Consider the following 23,849-nt stretch of genomic DNA (forward strand, 5'->3'; position numbering starts at 1 on the left):
TATTAAGGTTAAATACATAATAGTAAGTAATTGGAAGGGTGATGTTGATGGAAGTGAGAAATCCTAATGAAACAAAGAGAGAGTTAGAAATATTGTTTACTGAATCGGTTGGCCGTTTACTGAAACCTCTTGAAGAGGAAATCATTGCAGACATTGTAGCCTATCCAGACGAAAAGAGAATTGCCTTCTTGGAATATATGAAGGAAATGTCCAACAAACAAAGACAGATAAAGTAAGTTGAACTTTCATCATGAAGGAGGTTTTTTTATGAGGAACGAAGATATGAGCAGATACAAAGTATGGCGCGATAAGTGGAAAAGAAAAGTGCATATGGAGAATTTAGCGTTATATGGCATTTCAACATTAATTATGGCCATCTTGCCTGTCCTGGCCCATATGAGCCAAATCGATTAAAGGACCGTCTTTTGACGGTCTTTTAATATGTTAAAAGTTTCCACGAGAAGATATAATGGAGAAAGAAGAAAGGAGCGATATGTATGAGTGTTATCGAAGAAAAGGAAATCGTATCTTACATAAAAGAATTGGTATCAATACCCAGCCCCTCCGGCTTTACGGAGCAAGCCATTAAATATGCGGCCGAATTCATGGAGAAGAGGAAGGTTCCTTACAAGATCACGAATAAAGGTGCACTACTTGCTTCATTAAAAGGCGAAGATGATGGCAAACATCGATTGCTGACTGCCCATGTCGATACCCTGGGAGCCATGGTGAAGGAAATCAAGGCGAATGGCCGCCTTAAATTGACGATGATTGGCGGTTTCCGCTGGAACTCAGTGGAAGGGGAGTATTGTAAAATCCATACAGCTGATGGGACCATTATCACCGGCACCATTTTAATCAATCAGACCTCTGTCCATGTATATAAAAATGCCGGGGATGCCAAGCGCGATGATGAGACAATTGAAGTCCGTATAGATGCTATCGTGAAAAATAAAGCGGAAACGGAGGCCATCGGGATATCTGTTGGAGATTTTGTTTCCTTTGAACCTAGAGTGGAATTGACGGATACAGGCTTTTTAAAATCAAGGCATTTGGATGATAAGGCTAGCGTTGGCATCCTCCTTCATATCATTGACCTCATTTCCGCAGGTAAGATTAAATTGGCATATACGACCCATTTCCTGATTTCCAACAATGAAGAAATCGGCTATGGAGGCAATTCCAATATCCCAGATAAAACAGTCGAATATCTAGCTGTCGATATGGGCGCGATCGGTAGTGGACAAACGACGGATGAATTCAGCGTTTCCATTTGCGCTAAAGACTCCTCGGGTCCGTATCATTATAAATTACGTCAGCATCTGGTCACACTTGCCCAAGAGAATGCTGTTGACTATCGCGTCGATATTTATCCGTATTATGGATCGGACGCTTCAGCTGCAATCCGGGCAGGATATGATGTCGTACATGGTCTGATCGGACCGGGGATTGATGCTTCCCATGCCTTCGAGAGGACACACGTCACTTCTTTAAAGCATACAGCCAATCTCATTTTGCATTATATCCAATCAGAATTGGTGTAATCGTGAAAAAAGCCCGCACTCATGTCATAGGAGTGCGGGTTTTTAACTGACTTTTATAACAAACTTTATTTCACTCGTGAATTTCGGTCAAATACTCGTGAATTTCGCCATTTTACTCGTGAGTTTCGGTCAAATACTCGTGAATTTTGCCATTTTACTCGTGAGTTTCGGTCAAATACTCGTGAATTTTGCCATTTTACTCGTGAGTTTTGCACATTTACTCGTGAATGCCAAATAATAATTCATTTATAATGATAATTCTTGTGGAGGTTCACCATTGTTGTTCATCAATCGGATGCTCTCGGGCTTAATTTCAAGGATTAAATAATTTGGATCTTTCGGACCGTCAAACCAATCTTTAAAAGACTCATTCCATAATTTATCCTTCTGTTCCTGTGAATCGTTAATTTTCGAGGTTCCTGAGATTTCTAAGTATGAATCGCCTAAGCCTTCATTTTCATAGCCAATCAGTATATGGACATTAGGATTCTTTTCGATTTCATCGATTTTTTCCGTATTTGCACTCGTTGGTGTGAATAAAGTTAATTCTTCGTTGAAAAATGTCATATAGCGTGAATGTGGTTTGTTATTTTCTACAGATGATAAAACTCCTATTTTATGATCACGGATGATGTTCAATACTTTTTCTTTTAATTGGTTTTGGCTCATCTTTGCACACTCCTTTTATTATTTACTCTATTACTTTTCCTCTCTTTTCATTAAGTTAAACAAAATTCTACAGTTTGCCATTTTTATGAATGAAGACTAGGACAAGTTGCCATACTAGTCATTATGTGTTCTGTATAGAGCAATTTCATGATCTTAATCCATTTGTAAAGGTGAGTATGAGGAATGAATTGTGGTGAATTACTTATCATTGGCGGGGCAGAGGATAAATGCCTTGAAGGTGAAGTATTAAATAAATTTGTCCAGCTTGCAATCCGTTCAGATGGCGGAATAGGAATATTGCCTACAGCGAGTGAAATTCCTGAAGAAGTAAGTACGGAGTATATCAAGATTTTCAGAGATTTAGGCGTGGACAGGGTGGAAGTGATCAAGCTGGATTCAAGGCAGGATGCAGACGATCCGGCGATTTGTGAACAGCTGACCTCTTTTTCTGCCATCTTCATTTCTGGAGGAAACCAAAGCCGATTGTCTGAGTTGATTGGAAAATCCAAATTCCACAATGCCCTTTCTAAAGCCTGGCATAATGGAATGGTGATAGCAGGGACAAGTGCTGGAGCTTCCATTTTAGGTAAGCATATGATCGTTGCTGCCGACACGATGCTGAATGATAATAAGTTAAAGGTTGAGATCGGGATGGGTTTCGGCTTCCTTGACGGCCTGATAATTGATCAACACTTTTCCCAGCGTGGCCGCTTTGACCGACTGTTAAGTGCGATAGCAGGGAATAAAGAAATTATGGGTATTGGAATTGATGAAAATACAGCAATTTTAGTCAAAGACGGTCATTTTGAAGTCTTAGGCCAACATCAAGTATTGGTTCTTGATGGCAGCAATAGTGATTATATCAATATCACATCTTCTGATAAGGGTAGTGAAGAGTTGACTCTTTCGGGATTTAACCTTCATGCACTAACCAGGGGATACCGTTTTGACCTGCTTACCAGGAAATTGTTGATGAAAAAGGGGATCCAACAATGATAATCAATCGAGTCCGTTATTTAAAAGGACCTAATTATTTTGCTTATACACCGACGATTTGCATTGAATTGGATATAGGGGAACTGGAACAGAAACCATCTGATTCAATACCTGGATTCAATGAAAAATTGTTAAAGGCGCTCCCGAACTTGGGAAGCCATTCATGTTCAAAAGGGTATCGAGGCGGTTTCGCCGAAAGGCTGAGAAAAGGAACATGGATGGGACATATATTGGAGCATATGACGATTGAACTTCAAAACTTGGCCGGCATCGAAGCCATTCGTGGAAAAACGATAATGATGGAAAAGAAGGGTTTTTATTATGTTACCTTTGACTATCAGGAGCCTCACTCGGGTCTTCAAGCTTTTTTAGCAGCGAAAGATATCGTGGAAGCCATCCTGAATGGTGAAAAACTTATAAATGTACAATCTTATGTAAAACAAATAGAGCAGTTATATTATAGCAATAAACTGGGGCCAAGTACCGAAGCCATTTTTAAGGCTGCACAAGCAAAAAATATCCCTGTCGAGCGAATGGGTGATGAAAGTTTACTACGTTTAGGAACGGGTTCAAGGCAGAAGTATGTCCAGGCGACAATTTCTAGCCAGACATCGAATATTGCAGTTGAGAATTCATGTGATAAATCAATGACCAAATCAATATTAAGAGGGTGTGGCCTTCCTATACCTGAAGGTGAAGTTGCCCATTCCATTGAAGATATCTTTACCTCGGCGGACAAGCTGGGTTTCCCACTTGTCATAAAACCGTATAATGGGAGACAAGGGCAGGGTGTCATCACCCATATCAAAAATAAGGATGAACTATTCAATGTCATCAATTGTTTGGAGTCGCATGTGGAGAAGTACATTGTCGAACGGCATATTGAAGGACATGATTATCGGTTACTGATAGTCAATGGAGAACTTATAGCCGCTAGTTTGAGGCTTCCTCCCTATATTATTGGAAACGGTAAGGAAACAATACGCAATTTGATAGAAAAGGAAAATCGTCATGCATTGCGGGGGGAAGGTCATGAAAAGCCGATGTCAAGAATTCCGCTTACACATACCGTTACGTGTTACTTGGAAAAATCGAACCGGACGCTGGATACCATTCCGAACCAAGGGGAATTGGTTCAAGTTGTCGGCAATGCAAATCTTTCGACTGGTGGAAAGGCAATCGATGTAACGGACCAGGTCCATCCAAGCATTAGGAATATGGCGGTTGCTGCCGCGAAAGCGATTGGTTTGGATATAGCCGGAATAGATTTTATCTGTGAGGATATATCAGAACCGATCGAACATTCACGGACTGCAATTATTGAAGTGAATGCTGCACCGGGAATTCGAATGCATCATTATCCGAGTGAAGGGGAAAAAAGGGATGTAGGCAAAGCCATTGTCGATTATTTATTTCCGACTCGGGAAGAGGCAGCTATACCGATCATCGCAGTGACCGGAACAAATGGAAAGACGACAACCACCCGATTGGTTCATTATTTTCTTACTAATGAAAAAACTAAGGTAGGTATGACGAATTCTGATGGAGTATATATCGGCGATGAGGTATTGGATCAAGGTGACTGCAGTGGCCCGGTCAGTGCAAGAATGGTGTTGGGCCATCCTGAAGTTGATGTAGCCGTTTTGGAAACGGCCCGGGGAGGCATTCTGCGTGAAGGTCTGGCTTTTCGTAAATGTGATGTGGGGATCATTACTAATGTGAGTGAAGATCACCTTGGCCGTGATGGAATCGATACATTGGATGATCTGATAAAATTAAAGAGGCTGGTAGCAGAAGTTGTACTGAAAACAGGCTATTGTGTACTGAATGCAGATGATCCGAATGTAGCTGCCATGAACGCTTATACAGATGGGGAGGTCATTTATACCTCTACAGATGCCACCCAGCCTCACGTGAAGGCAGCGATAAATGGTGGTTGTAAAGTTTGGTACGTCAATGAACAAGGCATGATCTGTCATTCATCTGATGGTGTCATCCATCAATTTATGGATTGCTCCATGATACCAATAACGATTAACGGCATGGCACGTCATAATATCGCCAACTTACTTCAGGCGTTAGCCGCAGCCGAAACACAAGGGATCTCCATGGAAGAACTAAGGAGAAAGGCTGTCACATTTATGCCTGATACCAATTTGTCCAAAGGGCGTTTCAATTTAAAAAAGTTGAAAGAGCGAACGATCATCATCGACTATGCCCATAATGAAGCAGGATTAAAGGCCATATTCGAAACGGTCAGTGCCTATAATAAAAATCGTCTAATTACTGTTTTGGCCGGACCGGGGGACCGTATTGATGAAGAGCTTATCAGGCTCTCCAAAATGGCGGCCATGAATTCTGATTTGTTCATCATTAAAGAAGACGACGATTTGCGGGGAAGGGAGCCTTTCGAAGTAGCCGGGCTGCTTCAGGAAGCTGCCGTAGAAGCAGGGTTACATAAAGATCGAACATTCATCGAACCTAATGAATTGGATGCATTCGTAAAAGCCTGGGAAGCATCACAACCGGGTGACCTATTATTGTTCTTTTACACGGATTTCGAATATGTAGAGCGGTTTTTCGAAAAGGTTTCAACAAATCCATTGCCAAAGAAATAAAAAAAGTGCATTCCGCCCTGCGGAATGCACTTTTTTGTCTTTTCCTTCTGAATCACTTGGTAACTGAATATTTAAATGGAAATTTGATTGAAATCGTCCATATAAGTGATTTCTTTAAGTCCCACGGGTTTCACGTAAGGATTATTTGAAAGTACTTCAATCTCTTTTTCTGTTAAAACCTTTTTACTCATTTGATATACAAAATAGTATCCTATAGGCAGACTATTTTTAAGTGTCTGCTCTATAGGGTACAGTTTATAGTTGGATTAGCTTTTTTTCATAACCGTTTCAGTCACAGTAGGGACATTGGCATGGTCTTTTTTATATACTTTTTGAAGCACGATGGATTGAACAATCATGAATAAACCTCCGATTGACCAATACAGTGGCAATGCAGCAGGAGCGGAGAAAGAAATGAATAAAATCATTACTGGTGAGAGCAGGCTCATCAGCTTCATTTGCTTCTGCTGTTCTTCCGGCATTTGTCTCATGGAAATGACCGATTGGAAGTAATAAATGACGCCAGCGATAATCGCCATGGCAATATTCGGCTGGCCAAGGCTGTACCAAAGGAAACTATGGGTCGCAATTTCATGGGAACCTTGAATCGCATAATAAAAACCCATTAGAATCGGCATTTGAATCAAAAGCGGCAGGCATCCCATATTTAGAGGATTGACTCCGTGTTTTTGGTAAAGCTGCATCATTTCCTGTTGAAGGGCCTTTTGTTTAGCTGGATCTTTCGTCTCTTTAATTTTCTGCTGGATTGCTGTCATTTCCGGTTTCAGCCCATTCATCTTCGTTTTCATGCTGAGCTGTGTTTTATATTGCTTGGCAGTCAGCGGAAGCAAAACTAGACGGATTAAAAATGTCATCATGATGATGCTTAAACCATAGTTACCATTAAATAAATCAGCATTAAATTCAAGCATTTTTGTCATGGGGTTAACCAATGCAGTATGAAATGGGCCGCTCGTTGCTGCAGAGCACCCTGTCAAAAGGGTCGTTGCTAGAAATAGGACGGTAAATAGAAACATGTTTTTCTTCTTCAAAATGATTCCTCCTCGAATTGTTAGTGGTTAAACAACGAGAAGGAGGCTTGGCTCATCGGAATCATCGGGTGAGTCCTTTTGCCGGATAAATGTGAAAAAGCGCTGTGCACCGCGCCAATCAAAACTGCTGCCTGCATGAACAGGGGATTTACTTTTATCTGAATGAACGGAAGCTTGATATTTATCGTTCAAGAGCGATTGCTTTTTATTTAAGAAATAAAAAGCAGCCAGTGGAAAGACAAAGGTAAATAAGTAACCTGCCCATACCGCATGGCGAACGGTCTGATAATCGAATTCTAATAATAATTCCCACATAGGAATCCCTCGTTTTTTCTAAGATAAGAAAATTTAGTTCGGTTAGCCTCCAAGTAATAAAGCAAGTAACGATTTAAGGCCTTGAATGACTATTGATCTTACTGAGTTTAAATCATTAAGAACACTATATCAAATTCTAGTGGAAGAAGCTAAAAAATATAGGGGTATTTTCAAAAAAACAAACAGGGAATATTTTCCGAAGTGTTAATTTGACGTTAAAGGTCCTTTTAGAATCCAGAGATGTAATTTGAGCGAAGATTGCACACATGGTCATTCGTCTACATACGGATAAAAGGAAGTTCAATTATGAGCTGAAAAGGTATGAAACCGTAGGATTCATTTGATCAACAGAACTACCATAACGGTACTGAAAATAATTTATATCAAAATGCACATCCCCGTTACATTGAAAATGATTACTCGGCAGCGCCATTTCCTTTTGAAAATCAGACAATGGATGTAAGGACTCCGCCCGGCCCGCCTAGTCCGTCCTACGGTGGGGGCGAGCCGCCGCCACGGCCGCCGCAAGGAGGAGGCCCGCCTCATATAGCTCCGCCTTTATTTATTCCACAACTTCACGATGGAATGTATAAGGCAATTGACGCTGGATCAATGAAAGGGTGCTTATACCAAAATACGTATGTTTCGCTTAAAAATGGCCGTTCATTTTGGTTTTACCCCACTTATGTCGGCTATAATTCCGTGGCAGGTTATCGATGGAGACGAAGTCAACAGCGATGGGCCTATTATGGAACGGACGCGCAAGAGATACAATCATTTCAATGTTATGAAAAAAAACAATCCGCATTAGCGGATTGTTTTTTTTCATTTTTTTAATTTCAAAGTTTCAATCCAAAAAATAATCAGGAAAATCGGAAATGATTCCATCTAACTTCATCTTTTCAAACATGCGCATTTGTTTTTTATTGTTGACAGTCCATGTATATACTTTCATCCCGTGCTCTTGGATTCGCATTTGCAGCTTCGTATTTAAAATCGTTTGCTTTGGATTCAAAAATGATGCAAACTCTGCAATCTCTTTTAATTTTTGGTCATTAATGCGCCGTTTTATCAAAACGCCCACATGTATGTCCGGCATTAGTTGATGAAACCTTTTCATGGATTCCATATCGAACGAATGAACCATTATCCTATTATTACCTGTTGAATATTCTTGGAATTTCCCTAATTCTTCTGCAAGTTTCTTTTCAATCCCGGGATAAGAAGATGGATGTTTTAATTCGATTAAGATTCCAACTTCTGACCCGAAATTCTCCAATACCTCACTTAGTAAAGGAATCCTTTCGTTTTTATACCGAGTATGATACCAGCTTCCTGCATCCAATTCCTTTAATTCGGCAGCCGTGTAATCACGGAGGTTCCCTTTGCCGCTTGTGGTTCGATCCAGGGTGGGATCATGATGAACCACAAGTACTTCATCTTTACTAAGATGGATATCCACTTCCAGGAAATCAGCTCCCAATTCAATTGCTTTGATATAAGATGCCATTGTATTCTCGGGGCAATATCCAGATGCACCGCGATGTCCAATTTTAAGGGGGGAATGCTGCTTTATGAAGCTTTCAGGGAAATCACTCTTTGTTCTTTTAGAGTAGAGAACGAACAAGACAAGGATGGTTACCAAGAAAATAAGAAAAAATGCGATCACCTTTCACACTCCTTTTAGACACAGTAATTAAAATTCTTCGATATCATTTACCCAAACTTAAAGAAAATAAAAGAAATTTGCAATTTGACAGCCTCATTTCATAATTTTACATGTTAGGTAGGAAAAAATCATGTTTTACACAATGAGATTATTCAGACATAAAAGGATTTATTGGAAAGGTATGGAATACATATAATTTAAGTATCAATAAGGGGGGAAAGCAGATGGAATTGCAGGTGAAACCGAAGTCTAAAAAATGGAAGGGTAATTTTGGTTTATATTTTTCCTTGCCCATTCTCTCATGGGCTTTTTACGATTTTGCCAATACGATTTTTTCCTCTAATATCAATACGATTTTCTTTCCATTCTTCCTCCAGGAACAGATTGGGGAAAATGCTGTTCTTGATCAGATTGCCAGTACCTTCATCTCGTACGCAAATGCGATTGCCAGTTTGTTTCTTGTTTTGTTTTCCCCGCTGTTCGGGGTCATGATCGATCGAACGGGAAAAATGAAAAAATACATTATGATATTCACGCTCATATCTGTTGCAAGTACATTTTTAATGGGGGTGTTTGGGGGGGTATCATTCGATGGAAAGTTTCTGGGGATTCCAATTTCCTTAGTGATCGTCATTCTTTTATTTGTGATAGCTAAGTTTTTCTATCATTCAAGTCTTGTTTTCTATGATACGATGATGAGTGATTTAGGTACGAAACAGCAATTGCCGCTTATATCAGGATTTGGAGTGGCCGTAGGATACCTTGGAACGTTGGTGGGACTGTCAATCTATCCTTTCATAAGTAAAGGTAGTTCACATGAAGCCTTTATGCCCACGGCCATTTTATTTCTGGTTTTTTCCCTTCCCTTATTCTTTTTTTTAAAAGAGACTCCAAAACAGCAAAAAGCCAAACAACCTTTTTTATCTGGTTATAAGGAAATTAAAGCAACATTTAAAGAGATGCAATCCTATCGATTGGTTTTTACATTCATGATTGCTTATTTCTTTTTAAACGATGCAATTGCGACCACTATTGGCATGATGGCCGTATATGCCAAGACTGTTGTCGGATTTTCCTCAAGCGGTTTCATTTTGCTTTACTTGGTATCTACAGTATCGAGTATTGCCGGTTCGTTTCTGTTTGGATACATCACTCAGTCGAAGGGACCGCGGCTAGCTGTGACATATGTGGGAATTCTGCTCTTGGTCGCTTTATTTATAGCGGTCTTCGCACAAACCGCTCTTTGGTTCTGGGTTGCAGGGAGTATGTTCGGCATTTCGCTGGGTTCGATGTGGGTGACATCACGGACATATATCATTGAATTGACCCCGGAGGAGAAGAGGGGACAATTTTTTGGACTATTTGCATTCTCTGGAAAAGTCTCTTCAATAATCGGTCCGCTTTTATATGGAACGATTACGTTGGTTTTCCATGATCTCGGTACATTGGCGAGCCGGATGGCATTAGGGTCACTGATTATCATGGCCGTAATAGGTCTGGGTTTTCTTTTGAAAATGAAGGGATTGGAAGAAGTGAAATAAGGAAAAGGGAATGGACCAAAGCTTCGCTGCCGGGTCCATTCCCTTTCATAATCTTTATACCAAAATCAAGGTGACGTCGACATTCCCGCGAGTTGCTTTTGAATAGGGGCAGGTTATGTGAGCTTTTTTGGCAAAGTCTTCGGCTTCTTCCCTACTTAGGTCAGGAATCGAAACATCCAACCTTACAGCCAATTTAAAGCCGCCGTCTTCCTCATCTTTACCGATCGTGACATTTGCTGTCACGGATGTATCGACTTTTTTCTTTTCTTTTTGCAGAACAAGATTCAAGGCACTGTCAAAACAAGCCGCATAACCGGCTGCAAATAACTGTTCAGGGTTTGTAGCGCGCTCACCCGAACCACCTAATTCCTTTGGTGACCTCACATCGAAATCCAAAATTCCGTCCTCTGACTTTACATGTCCTTCACGACCACCGTGTACGGTAACTGCAGCTGTATATAATGGTTTCAATGAAAACAACTCCTTTGTTTATTCTTACTATCATTAGTTCCCTACTATAAGTCTTATTAAACAAAATGATAGGGAGTTTATGGAGGCTATTGTTTTAAATTGGAAGAAATTGTTTTATAATAAACTGTATTAGGAAGTGTAATACACCCATTGTTCTAGGAGGGTTGATGATGTTTGAGTTGGATGTACAAAGTGGAAAGCCGATATATGAGCAATTGATGGATAAGTTTAAGGAACTAATGATCAATGAAGTTTTACAGGAACATAATCAGCTCCCATCCATTCGAATATTGGCTCAGGAATTGACGGTCAATCCAAATACAATCCAAAAAGCATACAAGCAGCTTGAAGCTGACGGTTATATATATACTTTACCAGGCAAAGGGAATTTCGTGGCACCTCCTAAATCTTTGAAAAATTCATTAAAAGTAGAAAAGATCAGACACGAGCTTGCAAAGGTTCTCGCTGAAGCTCTGTATATCGGAATCGAAAAACATGAAATTTATAGATTAGTAAAAGAAATCAGTCCATTGGCAAAGGGGGGAGATTCATGATTGAAATAAAACAGGTGAGTAAGTTATATGAAGGAAAAGAAGCAATCAAGGACGTCACCTTGGTCATACAAAAAGGCTCCATATTCGGGTTGTTAGGTTCCAATGGGGCGGGGAAAACGACTCTATTAAAAATGCTTTCAGGCAATCTGATACAGGATGCCGGTGAAGTTCTTATTGATCGATCATATGTGTTTGAAAACCGTGATGTGAAAAATCGTTGTTTCTTCCTCCCTGATACACCTTATTTCCTGGCTAACTATACGATCATGCAAATGGCAGGTTTTTATAGCCATATTTATAGTGATTGGAATCAAGAACGTTTCAACCAATTACAGGAGGTATTCCCGATACCCTTCCAATATAAAATACATAAACTATCAAAGGGTATGCAGAGGCAGGTTGCTTTTTGGCTCGCACTCTCGACGATGCCGGAAGTTCTCATCCTCGATGAACCGTTTGATGGGTTAGATCCGGTCATGCGTAAGAATGTGAAACAGTTATTGATTCAGGATGTCTCAGAAAGGGATATGACGATTTTAATATCCTCCCATAATCTGCGGGAAATTGAAGATTTAGCCGATCATGTAGGGATCCTACATAATGGGGAGCTTGTTATCCATAAGGATTTGGACGACTTAAAAGCGGATGTACACAAAGTGCAAATTGCCTTTAAACATAAAATTCCCCACGGTTTATACCACGGAATTCAAATTCTTAACAAGGAACGACGCGGCAGCGTGATCGTTTGCATTGTTAAAGGTAAAGAATCCAAGATTAAATCGCACTTTAATCAATTTCAGCCAGAAATATTCGATATTCTCCCCCTTACCCTAGAGGAGATATTCATTTATGAAATGGGGGATATAGGTTATGTCATCCAGAATAACCTGGTTTAATAAAGAACTGATTGTCTATATTTTCAGAAGCACTGGCTGGATTGGTTTCCTATATTTCGTCGGCCTCATATTTGCACTGCCTCTGGAAATGTTAACGATTATTTTGAATGAGAATAATGAATATGTGGAATTCGAAAACCTTTTTTCCAGTCAGCAGATGATTCAATTTGTTTTGGTCATCGTCATTCCAGTATTACTTGCCATCTTCCTGTTTCGGTTTTTACAGATGAAACAAGCTTCAGATTTTATTCATAGTTTACCGATTACTAGACGCAACATCTATTTTCATATGATAGGGACGGGGATAGGCTTCATTGGTTTGCCTATTTTATTTATAGGTTCAATAATGATATTATTCCACTCGGCAATAGATATAGAAAGGCTTTATACGATCTCGGATATTTGGTCCTGGATGGGGATTACTTTTATTTTGGAAGTTTTGATCTTTTCTGTTGCCGTTTTAATTGGAATGGTGACAGGATTATCAGCCTTGCAAGGTCTGCTCACCTATATTATTCTTGTTTTGCCGGTGGGGTTGTTTATATTGTTTGCAGCCAATCTGAAGTTTTTGGTAGCTGGATTTTCTTCAGATTATTATCTAAGTGCCAATATGAATGGCATTTCACCCTTATTAGCTGCAACGGAGATGGAGAAAATCACCCTTTTCTCGGTTGATACATTAATCTACAGTATTTTGACCGTTCTTTTTCTGTTTTGTTCTCTTTTTCTCTATGAGAGGAGAAAGCTGGAACATGTATCGCAGGCATTCGTTTTTCCGAAGATTAAGCCATTATTTAAATTCGGCCTGACAATATGCATGATGTTGTTTACAGGGCTTTATTTTAGCGAAACGACAGGAAAACCTGGGTGGATTTTCTTCGGTTATATCGTCGGTTCTTTGCTTGGATTTTATTTAGGGGAAATCGTCCTGCAAAAGACTTGGCGGATACGGGTCAACCTGAAAGGTTATGTAGCATTTATGGTGGTTATTATTATACTGGCCCTCATTTTAAAAATAGACCCCATTCAGTATAAGGGCAAGGTACCTGATGAAAAGATGATTAGCCAAATATATATTGGCAATTCACCCATATTTTTTGAGGATGGTACGTCAGATAACGCATCCACTTATCTTAAAGAGAAGGAAAATATAGACGCAATCAGGTTATTGCATCAGCAAATTATCGAAAAGGGAAAAAATGTTTCCGTTGGTGAATTGAATGACGGACAATCCGTATTTCTGATATATGAACTCAAGAATGGAAAACGGTTAGCAAGAGAGTATTATTTGCAAAACTACGACTCTTACCTGCCGCTATTGGCGAAAATTCATGAGTCGAGTGAATATAAAAAAACGGTTAATGAGTTATTGAATGTTTCCGCCAAAGACGTTTCTAAAATCAGGATAACGGCGAGCGGACAAGTGGACAAATCCGTAACGATCACGGATGGTCACCAGCTGGAAGCAGCCGTGCGGGCACTGTCTGAGGACCTGAATAATCAGTCGTTCGCCCAAATGATAACTTCTTTTGGTGATTATGCCTCCATTGACATTCATTTGAATAATAACAAAATCATTTATATGAAATGGGACTCTTCTTATACTCAGTTTTCAAAATGGATGGAAAATACCGGGCAAGCAGAAGAAGCGCGGTTAATGGCTGATGATATCTCATATATTTTGGTTGCGAAGACCAATCCGGAAATTTATAATTCGAATTCAGAGAGTGAACTTGCACAACAGATTGGACAGCAGCAAAACCGCTTGAAAATTAACACGGTTTCGGAAATCGAAACGGCTATTGATAATGCCCAAATCGGTTGGGGTGGAGAGTATTCAGCTGCCTTTTATTATAAAGATAGCAGGGATGTGGACATCAAGAGTTTTTCTGGCGAACATATACCCGGCTTCATTTTGGATCATTTTAATGAATGAGAAGCCAGGTAAACTTAAATGAATGAGAAGCCAGGTAAACTTAAATGAATGAGAAGCCAGGTAAACTTAAATGAATGAAATATAAAGGACGCCCCCCAATATGGGGAGCATCCTTTTTCAATGCATATGACTTATGTTTATGTTTCTATACTTTAGAGTTTTACGACGTTTTTAGCTTGAGGTCCGCGGTTTCCTTCTTCAATCTCAAATTCAACCTCTTGACCTTCATCAAGGCTTTTGAACCCCTCTCCTTGAATGGCGGAAAAATGTACGAATACATCCTCTTCGTTTGGTACCTCGATGAATCCAAATCCTTTGTCGCTATTGAACCATTTTACTTTACCTGTTACTGTCATTCGATGAATCCTCCTAAAAATTTTAAAAATATTAATGGTGATGATTTCCCCTGGATGGAAAAATCAATTTCACACATTATCAAACACCATCATTCATTCAAGTTAAAATAATCATATGAAGATGCTTGATAATGTGTGAATGCCTATAGGATATATTCACCCTTTTCTAAATCTATCCTCTGAGGCAATTCCCAGTTTTTTAATATATACCCACCTTTATAAAGGATAAAACAAATGGAAGTGATTTATACATTTTCATTTGGGAAAAATAATATTAGGGAAGTTTTATGAGGGGAAGTATAACGGTAATGCTGGAAAGGATTTTCCTGGATTGAAATTTGACGGGGGTTTCCAAGTCCAAGAGGTTAAAAGTCTTGATTTCCCTTATGTTTCAAATTACAAAAACAATTGGCATTAAAGTTTTTCACGAAAATAATCGGGTATAGGATAAGAAAGAAAGGACTGATGTAAATGAAGAAATTATTAAAAAGGGCCCTTATTTTTGCTGCTCCCATCATATTCAAGGAAGTAAAGAAACGCTGGAAAAGCAAAAAAGCGATGAAAACAGCAAGATAAGTTTGGTAAACAATGAAAAAAATGAACGATGACCATATGAATTAGGATAAGGGGCGCTGATTAAGCGTCTTTTGTTTTGCTATCTGTATAAATCCTCTTATGGTGATTCATTCACCTCTACATCTTTCCTTCATATCGTGTTAAAATAGTAAGGTTGATTGAAATGAATGCCGAGTAGCCAAGGCTTAAGCCTTATGATATATTCCTTCTTACATATATTGTGTATGATCAGGATCTTGCATACAAAGAAAGGTTGCCATTCCAATGTAAAAAAATACAATAAATCTCCTATAAATTTTTTTATTGATGACTCCAATAATGAAAGGAAAATTTTATGACTACATTAAAAGACGAGGTTCAATCCCGACGGACCTTCGCAATCATCTCTCACCCGGATGCCGGGAAAACGACTTTGACAGAAAAATTATTGCTGTTTGGTGGCGCGATCCGTGATGCCGGAACAGTTAAAGCTAGAAAAACAGGGAAGTATGCAACCAGTGACTGGATGGAGATTGAAAAGCAACGGGGAATTTCCGTTACATCTTCGGTCATGCAATTTGATTATGATGATTTCCGTGTTAATATTCTCGATACACCAGGTCACCAAGACTTCAGTGAAGACACATATCGTACACTGATGGCTGTTGATAGCGCCGTGATGATCATCGATTCGGCAAAAGGGATCGAGGACCAGACGGTTAAATTATTCAAAGTATGCCGGATGAGGGGTATCCCGATTTTCACTTTTATCAATAAAATGGACCGACAAGGTAAAATGCCGCTCGAATTGCTTGCCGAACTTGAAGAGGTATTAGGTATTGAAACATACCCGATGAACTGGCCGATTGGAATGGGAAAAGACTTCGTGGGCATTTACGATAGGTTCAATAATCGAATTGAACAGTTTAAAACTGAAGGGGATGAGCGTTTCCTTCCGTTGAATGACGAAGGTGAACTCGAAGTGGATCATAAACTTAAGGATTCCCAGTTATATGAGCAAACTTTGGAAGAAATAATGCTTTTGACGGAAGCGGGTAACCAATTCTCCGAAGAAAACATTGCGAATGGAAAACTTAGTCCCGTATTTTTTGGAAGTGCTTTAACGACATTTGGTGTTCAGACGTTTTTGGATGCTTATCTGAAGTTTGCACCAGCTCCACAAGCACGGATGACAACATCAGGTGAAATGAGTCCTGTCAGTAATGATTTTTCTGGATTCATTTTCAAGATCCAGGCGAATATGAACCCAAAACACCGTGATCGGATCGCTTTCCTTCGCATCTGCTCCGGTAAATTCGAGCGTGGAATGAGCGTCAACTTGAGCAGGACAGGAAAACCAATCAACCTTTCTTCTTCTACTCAATTCATGGCTGATGATCGCAACACCGTAAACGAAGCCGTAAGCGGAGATATCATCGGTTTATATGATACCGGGAACTACCAAATTGGCGATACGATTACAACAAGCAAAGACATGTTTCAGTTTGAAAGGCTGCCTCAGTTTACACCGGAATTATTCATGAGGGTAACAGCTAAAAACGTCATGAAACAGAAACATTTCCATAAAGGAATAAACCAACTCGTACAAGAAGGAGCAATTCAGCTCTTCAAAACGGTTCGGATGGAAGAATATCTGCTTGGTGCGGTTGGGCAACTTCAATTTGAAGTATTCGAGCATCGAATGAGGAATGAATACAATGTTGAAGTCGTGATGGAGCGCATGGGCAGTAAGATCACACGCTGGGCTGAAGATGAAAAGCTTGATGAAAATCTTCATAGCTCAAGAAGCATTCTTGTTAAAGACCGGTTTGATAAATATGCATTCTTATTTGAAAATGAGTTTGCACTACGTTGGTTCCAAGATAAAAATCCTGACGTGGAATTATATAATCCAATGGATTTGAAATAATGGAGAAGCCCGTGTTATATACACGGGCTTTTTTCATTATCTGGAGCATGAAAAGACCTTTCAAAACTATGTGGAATATTCTTCTAATGGGAAAAAGCATCAAGTTTGGATTGAAGATAAAAAATCAATCGGGCTTCTACTAAACCTGTTAAAACAAAATCAATTAGGCGGAGTATCAGCTTGGTACATTGGATCAGAAACCCCTGACATTTGGGATGTATATCATTTTAATCAATAGTTTAACTGAAAAACTTCGGATAGTGGAGGTTGTTCAGCTTGTTAGAATAAGGTCCCTTTTAGGGTCTAAATCTGCAAGCTTTTTTTTGTAATCAAAAATAACAGATTCCAGATAAAAGTAATATAAACAATAAAGTCTGATGTTATAAATACATATGTAGGATTTGCATGTATTTTCGATTTATAGGTTTCAATTGCCCCGTCTACATCCGCACTGATGTCTACGATTACTGAACCTTATTTCATAATCATTAACATATCTCTAGTAATTAAATAATCTTATCTATGTTAAGGCCATTTTACACTATTGATGACTAAGTCTAAGCCTTGAGTACTTTCTTAATACTTTGTTGATTTGAAATCTGTTGAAAATGCGGGTATTTTAATCATTACCCCCTGTTTTAAACATGTGGATTTTAGATAAACGGAAACAGGGAGATATAAGATGTTAGACAGCTGTATTTTTGAAAATTAAATAGTAACTAATTGGAAAGGTTAAATAAGAAATTCGTAGTAACTTTGAGCATTGTAAGAATTGCTGGGATATTCCGCTAAACTTCTTATGAACTGCATAATACTTATAGAAAACTTGCGGCTTTAACCGTGGTGCAGGAGGAGTATAGCAAAATAACTTATATTGAACTACCGAGGTATGTAGGGGTTAATATATGAAAGGAGATTAATGACGGTGCTAGTAAGATTTTGAATATTTATATCCAAGCCTACGAAGGTATAGCCTGTTTTAATATTTGGAAAATATTATAGATGAATCAGTATTTTTAAGGATACCATTGGCAAACGGTTAGGTTATATATATCTCAACACAATGATTTAAATCACTTGGCTACCTTTTTGGAACTTGATAAAGTACCGAAGAATTGTGTGATGTAAGCAAAATGAACATACTTAACATAAAAGTATCTTCCTTAAAGAATAGAGTTTTTAGACCAAAGAGGTGTGTAGAAGTGAAAAAAGGGAAATGGAGTCTACAGTTTACTATTATGATACTGGTGTGTGGGGTAGTAGCCCTTTCATTATTCATTACAGATATTCTTATTAGCCAAACAGTTGCGGATACTATAGAAAATAGCCAGACTGAAAAAGCAGTAAATGTAGCACGTATGGCAGCACAAACGCCGCTTGTAATTGAAGCGTTAAGTGGAAATGAGAACAATCAGGAAGTTCAGCAATTTACCAATAGGATAAAAAAATCTACAGATGTAGAATTTGTAGTAATAATCGATAATAATGGAATCCGGAAAACTCACCCCGATCCAAGTAAAATAGGAAAAAAATTTGTTGGAGGGGATGAGAAAGATGTATTAAGAGGTAGAGAGCACATTTCTATTTCCAAAGGAACTTTAGGCAGATCTTTGCGTTCTTTCACCCCTGTGTATGATTCAGAGGATAATCAAATTGGAGCCGTGGTGGTCGGTATTTCTCTTCAAAAAGTTAATGATGCTGTTTTAAAAAGCCGTTTTAATATTTATGTAGGAACAGTTTTTGGAATATTAACCGGAATTGCCGGTGCAATACTGTTGGCAAGGTATATAAAGAAAATATTATTTGGGCTGGAACCTTTTGCTATTGCGAAGGTTTTAAAAGAGCGAAATGCCATTTTACAATCAGTTCGGGAGGGAATCATAGCGGTAGATCAGAGTTCAACCATTACTCTCGTAAACAAAGCAGCTTTAAAGATATTTAAAAACGCGGGTATTAATGAAAATCCAACGGGTAAAAAGGTAACTAGTTATATGCCTGACTCAAACCTGGATAGAATCCTAGAGACCGGAAAAGTCGAATTAGATAAAGAGCAGGATTTAAAAGATAGTGTCTTACTAGTGAATAGGGTACCAGTATTTGTGAAGGATGAAATCGTAGGGGCTGTGGCTACATTTCGTGATAAAACAGAAATACATCTGCTGGCGGAACAGCTGACTGGAGTCCGCTTATATGCTGAATCGTTAAGGGCCCAGTCGCACGAATTCATGAACAAACTTCATGTAATACTTGGTATGGTGCATATGCATTATTATGATCAGCTTGCAGCATATATTAGTGATCTTGTTGACCACAGAGAAAACGAGATTGGCTTTATTACCAAAACCGTTAAAGATCCAGTACTAGCCGGTTTTTTAATTGGAAAACTAAGTTATGCCAGGGAAGCAGGTGCTAAGCTGGCATTATCCTCTGACTTTCAATTGCCAGAACCAGAAAATGCAGCGATTACTCATGAGCTAATTACGATAATAGGAAATTTGATTGACAATGCTATAGAAGCAGTAGAAAAAAGGCCCGTTAAACGAATTGAATTAAAGTTTGATTATGCAGATGATATTTTAACTATTGAAGTTCATGATACTGGAAAGGGAATATCTGATGCCAATCTTAATCATATCCTTCTAAAAGGATATACAACAAAAGGAGAGGACAGGGGGATTGGTTTATATTTGGTTAAGGCAAGCCTAGATAAGCTAGGCGGAGATCTCAATATTAGTTCAAAAGAAGGTCAAGAAACAACGTTTGTGGTTTATATACCATACAAAGCAAGGATGATGTAGGATGATTAAGGTAATGATCGTAGAAGATGACCCGATGGTTGCAGAGTTCAATAAGCGCTATTTGAATCAAGTCGATGGCTACGAATTAGCTGCTGTCTGTTCCTCAGTGGATCAAGCTCTGAATGTATTGGAAAATCAAAGAATAGGGTTAGTTCTATTAGACATTTTCATGCCTGGGAAAAATGGACTCGATTTACTCTCACAAATTCGAGAAAGTGAAAAAGAGATAGATGTTATTGTCATTTCTGCTGCGTCGGACATTGAGAGGATTCAGAAAGCATTAAGACTAGGTGCTGTTGATTATTTAATTAAGCCGTTTGAATTTGAACGTTTTAACGCGGCCTTATCAGCATATCGGAACAAATCAGATTTTATTCAAGATAAAAATATGCTAAATCAAGAAGAATTGGATTATCGAATTTTGCATCAAGAAGAAATTCACTTACCAGAGGAACTACCGAAAGGATTAGCTCAAGATACCTTAAAGATTATATGGAATGTAATACTGGTATTAAAAAAAGCTCCCTTTTCAACAGAGGAAGTCGTAAATGTGGCGGGTATATCCAGGGTATCAGTAAGGAAATATTTAAAATTCATGAAGGATATCGGTGTCCTTGATGTTAAGGTAATCTATGGAACGGTAGGCCGACCAGTATCCCAACACAAGTTTAATGATGACAAGAGCCATATTATTCAACGTTATCTGTAAGCAGCCAAATGGCTGCTTACTTTTTTTAATTACATAATACTAAAATTAGTTAAATAAGCTAGTGTCCTCCGTAAATGACTACTAAGATATAGACTGGCGATTGAGTTATTAAAAAATTTTTTCACAAGATTGAACAAATAAGCAGTAATGAGGAAATATTTAAGTTTTTATGTGCTGTATATTTATTTTCCTTTTTACAGTTTTCTTTTAGTAATTACACTTCCCCAGGGAAGAATATACTCTATTGCCTGGTAATGATCATTTTTAAATATACATCTTTAGGAAGAGGGAACGTCTATGACAGCTTATGAAAAGACAAAAAAGGGTTTGGAAACAACTTTAAGAGGAAAAGGTGTTCTGTCAAACCCCTTTATTAATAAAGGGGTTGCTTTCACTAAGGAAGAAAGAAATGAACTAGGATTGGTAGGCTTGCTACCATCCCAGGTGCTTACTCTTGAGGAACAAGTAAAAAGAGCTTATGAACAATTCTCCACTCAACCTAGCAATATTCGGAAGAATGGAATGTTATATGATTTATTTAATAGGAATGTGGTACTGTTTTACCGTCTACTTAAAGACCATCTAAGTGAAATACTGCCGATCATTTACACACCTACTGTAGGAGAGGCCATTCAACAGTACTCCCAAGAATATCACCGTCCAGGAGGTCTATACCTTTCTATTGATAATATGGAGGGAATGGAAGATGCATTTAAAAACCTGGACCTTTCATCTGATGATATCGATTTAATCGTTGTTACAGATTCTGAAAGTATTCTTGGAATCGGGGATCAGGGAGTTGGTGGAATTAACATAGCCATTGGCAAATTGGCAGTCTACACAGCAGCTGCGGGAATTGATCCAAGCAGGGTGCTACCTATTGTCCTGGATGTTGGGACAGACAATGAAAGCCTGATTAGTGATCCACTGTATATTGGTAACAGGTTTGGGCGTGTTCGCGGTGATGAATACACCGAATTCATTGATTTATTTGTTAAAAAGTCTCAAGCCTTCTTCCCAAGGGCATTACTTCACTGGGAAGACTTTGGAAATATAAATGCACGAAATATAATCGATAATTATGGCGACAAAATTCTCACTTTTAATGATGATATACAAGGTACAGGTGCAGTAACACTAGCCGCCGTAATGTCTGCCTTACAAGTAACTGGTGTTCCTTTAAAGGAACAAAGAGTTGTTGTTTTTGGTCCAGGTGCAGCAGGAATCGGTAATGCTGATCAAATGGTTGAAGCCATGATCCTAGATGGCGTTTCCAGAGAAGAGGCATATGGTCACTTTTGGGCCGTCGATTATCGTGGATTGTTGATAGATGACATTCCAGATGTTTTGAAATTCCAAAAGTCGTATTGCCGGAAAGCTGAAGAAGTCGAGGGATGGAATCGGAATGAAGTCGGAATCATTCCATTATTAGAGGTAATAAAAAAGGTTAAACCAACCATCTTAATCGGCACATCTGGTCAAACAGGGGCATTCTCAGAAGAAGTTGTAAAAGAAATGGCAAAGCACGTGGAACATCCTATTATTATGCCGATGTCAAATCCGACTCCCTTAGCGGAAGCTGTTCCTGAAGACCTAATAAAGTGGACTCAAGGTAAAGCCTTAATAGCGACAGGAAGCCCGTTTGATGATGTTGACTATAATGATGTGATTTATACAATCGGACAATCTAATAATGCATATATTTTCCCAGGACTTGGACTTGGTGCAATTGTCGCAGAAGCAACAAAAATCTCTAAGGGCATGCTTGCAGCAGCCTCATCTGCTGTTTCAAGATTATCGGATAGCAGTAAGCATGGTGCTTCTTTACTCCCTTCAATCAAACAATTGCAAGAGGTTTCTAAATCTGTAGCCATTGAAGTGGCAAAGACAGCCATCGAAGAAGGAATTGCGAAAGCGGATATAACAGATATTGAAAAAGCAATAACAGATTCCATGTGGAAGCCGGAGTACAAAACTATTCATGGGAAATAAAGCCAGATTATATTGTTGTCACAAAAGAAAGGGGATCCGTTTTAGGGGAATCTCCGTATAAGTCAGCCTTAGTAGAATCTTTTAAATTGGACAATTTTTTGGAAAGAGAAGTGCATCTCTAGTGAATATTGGGAATATATTTTTAACATTAATACCAATCTTTTTTACAATTATTATTGGTTATTTGGGTGGCTATTTTAAAATTTTTAATTCAGAATCCTCCAAAGGGCTTAATACGTTAGTTACAAAATTTGCTTTACCTGCACACTTATTCATTGGGATCACAACAACCTCAAAACAAACCTTAATTAATCAATGGTCATTTTTCTTAACTATGACCATAGGTGTTATTGGCTTTTACATTATCCTTTTAATAGTGGCTCGTTTGGTGTTTAAATACGATTTGACTGCAGCATCTATGTTTTCATTAAACGCAACTCAGCCAGCCTTTGCTTTTATGGGGATTTCTGTATTAGGCAGTTTGTTTGGGGCGCAAGAGATAGCTATACCTATTGCGATTACGGGTATTGTGGTGAATGCCCTTCTGGATCCATTAGCAACAATAGTTGGTACGGTCGGACAATCCAGATTGGGTAAATCTAAAGATGAAAAAACAAACATTCTGGGTATCGTTTTGCATGGTCTTAGCGAACCGCTTGCATGTATTCCTTTACTTGCTGTTGTATTAACACTATTAGGGTTCCAGGCACCGGATATCATAAAAAATGCGCTTGATCAAATTGGGTCAGTGACATCTGGGGTTGCATTATTTGCTGTAGGTGTAACCGTGGGTATCCGTAAGATTAGCTTACGACCAATTGCTTTTGGTATTTCCATTTTAAAAGTTGTGGCTATTCCATTATATATGATGCTGGTCGCTCATCTAATTGGCCTTGATCATGCAGATACAATAAAAGCTATTTTGCTAGTATCATTTCCAGGATCTGCTGTAGCAGCAATGATTTCAACTAGATTTGATTCTTTATCAACTGAGACAGCATCTTCATTTGTAATTAGTACCATTCTATCTTTAATTACATTACCTATCTATATATCCTTGTTAATGTAGCCTTCTAAGTATCCATCCTTCTTGGATGGATACTTTTCAACGAAAGTTTGTGAAATACTTAACAAACTTATTGTATAACATTATCCTTTTTTTGAAAAGAGGAGATGTTGGCCATTTTTATTTAAGGCTATGTTAAAGGTGAAGGTAAATTAATAAAATAGATAGATAGTTTAAAGGGT

Annotated in this window: 22 protein-coding genes; 16 read left to right on the forward strand and 6 right to left on the reverse strand. The window is 38.7% G+C overall.

Annotated elements, in window-relative coordinates; translation table 11 throughout:
* Positions 1-47: 47 nt before the first annotated feature.
* From ABIE66_RS07140 to ABIE66_RS07155, 4 genes are all read left to right on the forward strand, one after another.
* A complete protein-coding gene (locus tag ABIE66_RS07140; RefSeq protein WP_289324211.1) occupies positions 48-236 on the forward strand; it encodes a hypothetical protein in 189 nt (62 codons plus the stop codon).
* A 31-nt stretch (positions 237-267) separates the two neighbouring features.
* Positions 268-414: a hypothetical protein gene (locus ABIE66_RS07145; RefSeq protein ID WP_289324212.1), complete on the forward strand. Its 147-nt coding sequence runs from the start codon at positions 268-270 to the stop codon at positions 412-414.
* An 83-nt stretch (positions 415-497) separates the two neighbouring features.
* On the forward strand, positions 498-1,544 hold the full coding sequence (locus ABIE66_RS07150) for a M42 family metallopeptidase (RefSeq protein WP_370014295.1): 1,047 nt from the start codon (positions 498-500) through the stop codon (positions 1,542-1,544).
* Between the two features lie 76 nt (positions 1,545-1,620).
* A complete protein-coding gene (locus ABIE66_RS07155; RefSeq protein WP_370014296.1) occupies positions 1,621-1,782 on the forward strand; it encodes a hypothetical protein in 162 nt (53 codons plus the stop codon).
* 8 nt (positions 1,783-1,790) lie between these two features.
* On the opposite strand, the gene ABIE66_RS07160 is transcribed toward ABIE66_RS07155, so the two are convergent.
* The gene (locus ABIE66_RS07160; protein ID WP_289324214.1) at positions 1,791-2,213 is read right to left on the reverse strand and encodes a pyridoxamine 5'-phosphate oxidase family protein; all 423 of its coding nucleotides are present in this window, start codon (positions 2,211-2,213) and stop codon (positions 1,791-1,793) included.
* A 183-nt stretch (positions 2,214-2,396) separates the two neighbouring features.
* Here ABIE66_RS07160 and ABIE66_RS07165 point away from each other — a divergent pair, with 183 nt between their 5' ends.
* Together ABIE66_RS07165 and cphA are read left to right on the forward strand one after the other, a co-directional pair.
* Positions 2,397-3,209: a cyanophycinase gene (locus tag ABIE66_RS07165; protein ID WP_370014297.1), complete on the forward strand. Its 813-nt coding sequence runs from the start codon at positions 2,397-2,399 to the stop codon at positions 3,207-3,209.
* Positions 3,206-5,827, forward strand: coding sequence for a cyanophycin synthetase (cphA, locus tag ABIE66_RS07170; protein ID WP_370014298.1), 2,622 nt, complete (start codon positions 3,206-3,208; stop codon positions 5,825-5,827). The genes ABIE66_RS07165 and cphA overlap by 4 nt, the downstream gene beginning before the upstream one ends.
* Before the next feature lie 266 nt (positions 5,828-6,093).
* Here cphA and yidC read toward each other — a convergent pair whose 3' ends face one another.
* The 3 genes from yidC to ABIE66_RS07185 form a co-directional block, all read right to left on the reverse strand.
* On the reverse strand, positions 6,094-6,879 hold the full coding sequence (gene yidC / locus ABIE66_RS07175) for a membrane protein insertase YidC (protein ID WP_289324217.1): 786 nt from the start codon (positions 6,877-6,879) through the stop codon (positions 6,094-6,096).
* Positions 6,880-6,906: 27 nt separating this feature from the next.
* Positions 6,907-7,194 (reverse strand): hypothetical protein, encoded by a 288-nt coding sequence (locus ABIE66_RS07180; RefSeq protein ID WP_289324218.1) that lies wholly within the window; start codon positions 7,192-7,194, stop codon positions 6,907-6,909.
* An 847-nt stretch (positions 7,195-8,041) separates the two neighbouring features.
* Positions 8,042-8,863: a glycerophosphodiester phosphodiesterase gene (locus ABIE66_RS07185; protein ID WP_370014299.1), complete on the reverse strand. Its 822-nt coding sequence runs from the start codon at positions 8,861-8,863 to the stop codon at positions 8,042-8,044.
* Between the two features lie 224 nt (positions 8,864-9,087).
* Between ABIE66_RS07185 and ABIE66_RS07190 the strand changes: the two genes are divergently transcribed.
* Positions 9,088-10,404, forward strand: a complete 1,317-nt coding sequence (locus ABIE66_RS07190; RefSeq protein WP_289324220.1) for an MFS transporter — start codon at positions 9,088-9,090, stop codon at positions 10,402-10,404.
* Positions 10,405-10,458: 54 nt separating this feature from the next.
* Here ABIE66_RS07190 and ABIE66_RS07195 read toward each other — a convergent pair whose 3' ends face one another.
* A complete protein-coding gene (locus ABIE66_RS07195; protein WP_370014300.1) occupies positions 10,459-10,875 on the reverse strand; it encodes an organic hydroperoxide resistance protein in 417 nt (138 codons plus the stop codon).
* Between the two features lie 170 nt (positions 10,876-11,045).
* On the opposite strand from ABIE66_RS07195, the gene ABIE66_RS07200 reads away from it, so the two are divergent.
* Genes ABIE66_RS07200 through ABIE66_RS07210 form a run of 3 tightly spaced genes read left to right on the forward strand, consistent with a single transcriptional unit; the run spans position 11,046 to position 14,261 of the window.
* Positions 11,046-11,429 (forward strand): GntR family transcriptional regulator, encoded by a 384-nt coding sequence (locus tag ABIE66_RS07200; protein ID WP_370014301.1) that lies wholly within the window; start codon positions 11,046-11,048, stop codon positions 11,427-11,429.
* Positions 11,426-12,325 carry an ABC transporter ATP-binding protein gene (locus ABIE66_RS07205; RefSeq protein ID WP_289324222.1) on the forward strand — a complete coding sequence of 300 codons (900 nt, stop codon included), beginning with the start codon at positions 11,426-11,428 and terminating at the stop codon, positions 12,323-12,325. The genes ABIE66_RS07200 and ABIE66_RS07205 overlap by 4 nt, the downstream gene beginning before the upstream one ends.
* A complete protein-coding gene (locus tag ABIE66_RS07210) occupies positions 12,300-14,261 on the forward strand; it encodes a DUF6449 domain-containing protein (protein ID WP_370014303.1) in 1,962 nt (653 codons plus the stop codon). The genes ABIE66_RS07205 and ABIE66_RS07210 overlap by 26 nt, the downstream gene beginning before the upstream one ends.
* A 152-nt stretch (positions 14,262-14,413) precedes the next feature.
* Here ABIE66_RS07210 and ABIE66_RS07215 read toward each other — a convergent pair whose 3' ends face one another.
* Positions 14,414-14,617 carry a cold-shock protein gene (locus ABIE66_RS07215; RefSeq protein WP_289324224.1) on the reverse strand — a complete coding sequence of 68 codons (204 nt, stop codon included), beginning with the start codon at positions 14,615-14,617 and terminating at the stop codon, positions 14,414-14,416.
* A gap of 910 nt (positions 14,618-15,527) precedes the next feature.
* Here ABIE66_RS07215 and ABIE66_RS07220 point away from each other — a divergent pair.
* The 6 genes from ABIE66_RS07220 (at position 15,528) to ABIE66_RS07245 (ending at position 23,670) form a co-directional block, all read left to right on the forward strand.
* On the forward strand, positions 15,528-17,102 hold the full coding sequence (locus ABIE66_RS07220; protein ID WP_289324225.1) for a peptide chain release factor 3: 1,575 nt from the start codon (positions 15,528-15,530) through the stop codon (positions 17,100-17,102).
* 70 nt (positions 17,103-17,172) lie between these two features.
* The gene (locus ABIE66_RS07225; protein ID WP_370014304.1) at positions 17,173-17,340 is read left to right on the forward strand and encodes a hypothetical protein; all 168 of its coding nucleotides are present in this window, start codon (positions 17,173-17,175) and stop codon (positions 17,338-17,340) included.
* Between the two features lie 964 nt (positions 17,341-18,304).
* Positions 18,305-19,900 carry a DcuS/MalK family sensor histidine kinase gene (dcuS, locus tag ABIE66_RS07230; protein ID WP_370014305.1) on the forward strand — a complete coding sequence of 532 codons (1,596 nt, stop codon included), beginning with the start codon at positions 18,305-18,307 and terminating at the stop codon, positions 19,898-19,900.
* 1 nt (position 19,901) lies between these two features.
* Positions 19,902-20,609, forward strand: a complete 708-nt coding sequence (locus tag ABIE66_RS07235; protein WP_289324227.1) for a response regulator — start codon at positions 19,902-19,904, stop codon at positions 20,607-20,609.
* 297 nt (positions 20,610-20,906) lie between these two features.
* Positions 20,907-22,601, forward strand: coding sequence for an NAD-dependent malic enzyme (locus ABIE66_RS07240; protein ID WP_370014306.1), 1,695 nt, complete (start codon positions 20,907-20,909; stop codon positions 22,599-22,601).
* A gap of 121 nt (positions 22,602-22,722) precedes the next feature.
* Positions 22,723-23,670, forward strand: a complete 948-nt coding sequence (locus tag ABIE66_RS07245; protein WP_289324229.1) for an AEC family transporter — start codon at positions 22,723-22,725, stop codon at positions 23,668-23,670.
* Positions 23,671-23,849: the final 179 nt, after the last annotated feature.

This window comes from Peribacillus sp. B2I2, from assembly GCF_041261685.1.
Lineage (GTDB): Bacteria > Bacillota > Bacilli > Bacillales > DSM-1321 > Peribacillus.